Source organism: Saccharopolyspora sp. 6V (assembly GCF_020176785.1).
GTDB lineage: Bacteria > Actinomycetota > Actinomycetes > Mycobacteriales > Pseudonocardiaceae > Saccharopolyspora_C > Saccharopolyspora_C gregorii.
The window spans coordinates 1-5,303 of the sequence record NZ_JAIUKB010000084.1 but is presented as its reverse complement, the minus strand read 5'-3'; the positions used below and the strand labels follow the sequence as shown (position 1 = coordinate 5,303).

The following is a 5,303-nucleotide window of genomic DNA, read 5'->3' as shown; positions in this document are numbered from 1 at the left end:
AACCTGGACCGGGCAACCCAGGTCGTGGGGGCGCGGGGGGCCCCCCGCCCCCCCGCCCCCCCCCCCCCCCCGCCCCCCGGGCGGCGGGCGGGCGGCGGCGCGGCGGCGGCGCGGGGGGGGGGGGGGCGGGGCCCCCGGGGGCCGGGGGGGGGCGCCCCCCCCCCCCCCCCGGGGCACCGCTCAGGCGCCGGGGCGCTGGTCGGCGGGCAACGCGCAGGCCGGGGTGGAACCGGGCAGCCGGTGCCGGTTGTCGGCGACCCAGCGGTACCCGAGCCGGGCGATCCCGCGCAGCACCGGCAGCGACAGCACCGCCCCCGGCAGCGACCAGGGGAATCCGCAGTGCCGCAGCAGCGCGGCCACCGCGTCCGCCCCGCCGGAGACGCGGCCGGTCTCGTCCACCCACAGCACCTCGTGCCGGGCGCGCTGCTCGGTGGTGCGCAGCGCGGTCAGGTCCGCTTCCTGCCACGGCACGATCCGCGCGCGCAACGGCAGCTTCTCCGCGAGCCGCACGCTGCGGGTGCAGAAGCCGCAGTCGCCGTCGTAGACCAGCACCGGTGTCGCCATGGCAATGCCTCCCGTCCCCAGGGTCCCCGCCGGCCCCGCCGCCGTCGAGGCCGGTCCCGCGGCGGTGACGGCTCAGTCCAGGTCGTCGTGGCGCATGAGCTGGCGCCCGGCCTCGGTGAGCGACCCGGACAGCGACGGGTACACCGAGAAGGTGTTCGCCAGGTTCTCCACCGTCACCTGGTTCTGCACCGCCAGCGCGATGGGCAGCACCAGTTCGCTGGCGTTCGGCGCGACCACGACGCCACCGATCACCACACCGGTCTGCGGGCGGCAGAACATCTTGATGAAGCCGCGGCGCAGACCTTCCATCTTCGCCCGCGGGTTCGTCGCCAGCGGCAGCGTCACGGTGCGCGCGGGCACCTCGCCGGAGTCGATGGCCTGCGCGCTGATGCCGACGGTGGCGATCTCCGGATGGGTGAACACGTTGCCTGCGACGGTCTTGAGCTTGATCGGGCTGACGCCCTCGCCGAGCGCGTGCCACATGGCGATGCGCCCCTGCATGGCCGCGACGGAGGCGAGCAGCAGCAACCCGGTGCAGTCGCCCGCCGCGTACACGCCGGGGACCTGCGTGCGGGACACCCGGTCCACCTTGACGTAGCCGCCGCGGTCGGTCTCCAGGCCGACCCGCTCCAGCCCGATGTCCTCGGTGTTGGGCACCGAGCCGACGGTCATCAGCGCGTGGCTGGCTTCGACGCGCCTGCCGTCGGCGAGGTGCACGACGACGCCCTTCTCGGTCCGCTCGACCCGCTCGGCCCGCGCGTGCTTGACGACCTCGGTCCCGCGCTCGGCGAAGACCTCCTCCAGCACGCCCGCGGCGTCGGCGTCCTCGTGCGGCAGCACCCGGTCCCGGCTGGAGATCATCGTGACCTTGACGCCCATCTCCGTGTAAGCGGAGGCGAACTCCACCCCGGTGACGCCGGAGCCGATCACGGCCAGGTGCTCGGGCAGCTCGGGCAGGTCGTAGAGCTGGCGCCAGCTGAGGATCCGCTCCCCGTCCGGCACCGCGCCCGGCAGCACCCGCGGGGTGGCGCCGGTGGCGATGAGCACCACGTCACCGACCAGCTCCTCGGTGCCGCCGTCGGCCCGGTCCACGCCGATGCGGTGCTGCGCCATGCCGTGCGCGGGGTTGGTGAACCGGGCCCGCCCCGCGATGATCTTGACGCCTTCGCGGCGCACCCGGGCGCGGATGTCGGCGGACTGCGCCAGCGCGAGGCCCTTGACCCGGCCGTGCACGACGGCGGTGTCCACCTCGACGCCGTCCGGATCGCTGCGGATGCCGAGCTCGCGCACGTCGCGGGCGGCCGACCGCGCGCCCGCGGAGGCGATGAAGGTCTTGGACGGGACGCAGTCGTAGAGCACGCACGCACCACCGAGCCCGTCCGGCTCCACCAGCGTCACGTCGGCGCCGTTCTGCGCTGCGACCAGGGCCGCCTCGTAACCGGCAGGCCCACCTCCCATGATCACGATGCGGGTCACTTCGCGGTCCCTCCGTACTCCGAGCCTCGTGGGCGCCACCACCCTATGTCTCGCCGGCTCGCGGCGATTCGGGCGGTACCCGCCCGTTCGCGGCGTTCGGACCGCGACTCGCCGCCGCGGTGACGCGGTCCACTCCGACATCGGGCCCATCGATCGCTACCCTGTGGGGCGTGCCGCTGTACGCCGCGTACGGGTCCAACATGGATCCGGCCCAGATGACCGAGCGAGCCCCGCACTCCCCGCTGGCGGGAACGGGCTGGCTGATGGACTGGCGGCTGACCTTCGGTGGTGAGGACTACGGCTGGGAAGGTGCGCTGGCGACGATCGTCGAGCACCCCGGCGAGCAGGTCTTCACCGTGCTGTATGACGTCAGCCCCGAGGACGAACGGCAGCTCGACCGCTGGGAGGGCTCCGAGCTGGGGATGCACAAGAAGCTGCGGCTTCGGGTGCAGACCCTGGACGGACCGGTGCTCGCCTGGCTGTACGTGCTGGACGCCTACGAGGGCGGCCTGCCCTCGGCCCGCTACCTCGGCGTGATGGCCGACGCGGCGGAGGCGGCGGGCGCGCCCGAGGACTACGTGGCGAAGCTGCGCACCCGGCCCTGCGGCAACGTCGGACCGTGATCGACTCGGCACCGCCGAGCGGCCCGGACGTCACCTCCCGCGTGTGATAATCACACCGACGGCACACGTCGGTGGTGAGGTGGGTGTGGGCCAGGTCAGCGGGGCGGTGTCCCAGCAGCAGCGGCGCGAGCGCATCCGGCAGACGGTGCTCGCCGACGGCACCGTGCGCATCGAGCGGCTCGTCGAGGAGTACGGCGTCAGCGGGATGACCATCCACCGCGACCTGGACGTCCTCGAACGCCAGGGCTGGTTGCGCAAGGTCCGCGGCGGCGCCACCTCCACCCCGGGTTCGCTGCTGCCCAGGTCGGTCGGCGCCCGCCGGTCCGACGCGGCGGAGGCCAAGTCCCGGATCGCCCGCCACGCGCTGCGCCACCTCTCCCCCGGCCAGGTCGTCGCGCTCGACGACAGCACGACCGGGCTCGCGGTCGCCGAACGGCTCGGCGAGCTGGCCCCGCTGACCGTCGTCACCAACTTCCTCCCGGTGATCAACCGGTTGCGCGAGGAGGACGGCGTGCACGTGATCGGCCTCGGCGGCGACTTCCACCCGGGCTACGACGCGTTCTTCGGCCTGCACGCCGCGGAGATGGCGGGCGCGTTGCGCTCGGACGTGCTGCTGCTGTCCGCGACGGCCGTGGTGGACGGGCACTGCCTGCACCGCTCGCTGGAGTCCGTGCAGGTGAAGCGGGCGCTGATGCGCACCGCCGCCACCCGCGTCCTGCTGGCGGACCGCTCCAAGTTCGAGCGGCGCGCGGTGCACGAGCTGGCGCCGCTGACCGAGTTCGACCTGGTCGTCGTGGACCCGGCGACCCCGCGACCGGTGCTGGACGAGCTGCGCGAGCGCGGCGTCGCGGTGGAGGTCGCCGAAGCCTGACCCGGCTACCGGGCTCGTTGCAGGCGTTCCACCGCGGCGGGCACGTCCGCCAGCGAGAACACCGCGATGTCCGGTTCGCCCAGCTGCTCCGGCGTCGGGTCCGGCGGTGCTTCGCCGCGCACCACCCAGATGGTGCGCATCCCCAAGCGCTGCGCGCCGCGCACGTCGGAGTCGAGCCGGTTGCCGACGTGCACCGCGTTCCGCGGCAGCACGCCGGCCCGGTTCAGCGCGTGCCAGAAGATCTCCGGGTCCGGTTTGGTCGCCCCCACCAGCTCCGAGATCGCCCAGTGATCGATGAACGGGGCCACCCCGTCGCGGCGCAGCGCGTCCACGACCAGCGCCCGCTGGTTGGCCACCACGGCGATCGAGTACCGCTCGGACAGCTGCCGCAGCGCGGGCAGCACGTCCGGGTGCAGGGCGGAGGGCGGGTAGAACCAGTAGCTCTCGGCCCGGTCCGACAACCGTTCCCGGTCGCCGTCGCGGAGGAAGTGCTCGGCCATCGCGGTGCGCAGCGAACCTTCCTGCGACTGCCGCCGCGCGTCGTAGACCCGCTGGAACTCCGCTTCGAGCAGCATCCCGCCGTTCTCCGCGACGAGTTCGCAGGTCGCCCGCAGCAGCGCTTCCCGGTACCAGGAGTCGTCGTAGACGGGCCCACCCACGTCCAGCAGCACCAGCTCCACGGGTTCGCCGAGCGCCGCGCGCGATTCCGCCGTGCCGGTGACCGCGGTCCCGTTCGGCAGGACGGGGGCCGAGCCCCGCACCTGATCCGGGAACCGATCGTCGTTGCGTGACACCTCGTGCCCTCCTCGTCCCGCGGCCCCAGCGGATCCGCGCGGCGGGGCGGCGGACGCGAGTGCTGGATCGGGCCGGAATACCGGGTTCCTCGCTGAACATAACGCATTCGGATGCGGTCATCACAGGCGTTCGTGTGATGTCCCGGTGCTCGGTCACGACGCACCTCCGGCGAGCGCGTTCGCCGGCGCGGCGGCTTCGATGCGGGCGACGACCGGGACCGCGCCGGACGGACCGAGCCGCGCGAGGTCGAGCAGTTCCGCGGCGCGCCGGGTGCCGCGGCGGTCCCGCCTGCGGTGCACCTGCTCGGCCACCACGGCGTGGAACCGCTCGGCGGCCGTGCCCAGCGCGGCCAGCGCCTGCTCCAGGCAGGCGAGCGCGGTGCGCCGTTCTCCGGTGCAGAGCATCTCGACCAGCGCGACTTCGAGCGCGTGCACCCGCAGCCCGTCGAGCTCCAGCACCTCGGACTCGCGGACGCAGGCCTGCTTGATCAGCAGGCCGGGCACCGAGCGGGGCTGGCGGTGGTAGGGCACCGCGACGTGCACGACCTCGTCGTCGAACGCCTCGGTGCAGCCGTGCATGGCGACGGCGGTGGGCCCGCTGAGCACCGCGTGCGGACCGGCGCGCAGCAGCGCGGCCTCGGCCCGCGCGAGCGGGTCCCGGGCGCGACGGGCGGGCAGCAGCACGCCGCCCCACGGTTCGACCCAGCGCCCGGCGTCCAGTTCGGCGCGCACCCGGTCGGCGCCGAACACCTCCTCGGCGGTGGAGCGGGCGAGCGCGCCGTGCAGCGAGGCGCCGGGTCGTCGCCCGCGCCCCGGCTCGAACCGGCCCCGCCGTCGGGCAGGCGGACCGGGCGCGGCCCGCGCGGCAGGCCGATCGGGCGCGCGGGAGGCGGCCGCGGGCGGGACGGGAACGGGCCGGGCGGGAACGGGCCGGGCGGCCGGGGGAGCGGCCCCCCGCTCAGCGGGGTGGGGGGG

The 5,303-nt window shown here is 74.8% G+C and carries 6 protein-coding genes; 2 read left to right on the top strand and 4 right to left on the bottom strand.

Annotated features, from left to right (window positions below):
* Nucleotides 1-180: 180 nt before the first annotated feature.
* Together LCD35_RS17215 and LCD35_RS17210 are read right to left on the bottom strand one after the other, a co-directional pair.
* A complete protein-coding gene (locus LCD35_RS17215) occupies nucleotides 181-564 on the bottom strand; it encodes a thiol-disulfide oxidoreductase DCC family protein (RefSeq protein ID WP_224961529.1) in 384 nt (127 codons plus the stop codon).
* Nucleotides 565-636: 72 nt separating this feature from the next.
* Nucleotides 637-2,040: an NAD(P)H-quinone dehydrogenase gene (locus LCD35_RS17210; RefSeq protein ID WP_224961531.1), complete on the bottom strand. Its 1,404-nt coding sequence runs from the start codon at nucleotides 2,038-2,040 to the stop codon at nucleotides 637-639.
* 170 nt (nucleotides 2,041-2,210) lie between these two features.
* On the opposite strand from LCD35_RS17210, the gene LCD35_RS17205 reads away from it, so the two are divergent.
* Entirely contained in the window at nucleotides 2,211-2,663 is a 453-nt protein-coding gene (locus LCD35_RS17205; protein WP_224961533.1) for a gamma-glutamylcyclotransferase, read from the top strand.
* 85 nt (nucleotides 2,664-2,748) lie between these two features.
* On the top strand, nucleotides 2,749-3,534 hold the full coding sequence (locus LCD35_RS17200) for a DeoR/GlpR family DNA-binding transcription regulator (protein ID WP_224961535.1): 786 nt from the start codon (nucleotides 2,749-2,751) through the stop codon (nucleotides 3,532-3,534).
* A 5-nt stretch (nucleotides 3,535-3,539) separates the two neighbouring features.
* Here the strand turns inward: LCD35_RS17200 and LCD35_RS17195 are convergent, their stop codons facing one another.
* Nucleotides 3,540-4,328, bottom strand: coding sequence for an HAD family hydrolase (locus tag LCD35_RS17195; protein ID WP_224961537.1), 789 nt, complete (start codon nucleotides 4,326-4,328; stop codon nucleotides 3,540-3,542).
* A gap of 153 nt (nucleotides 4,329-4,481) precedes the next feature.
* Nucleotides 4,482-5,303 (bottom strand): hypothetical protein (locus tag LCD35_RS17190; protein WP_225044457.1); only part of this gene is annotated, 822 nt, incomplete at its 5' end.

Coding starts and splice junctions, on each gene's coding strand:
- LCD35_RS17215 (WP_224961529.1), bottom strand. CDS start 564: ATGGCGACACCGGTGCTGGTCTACGACGGCGACTGCGGCTTCTGCACC.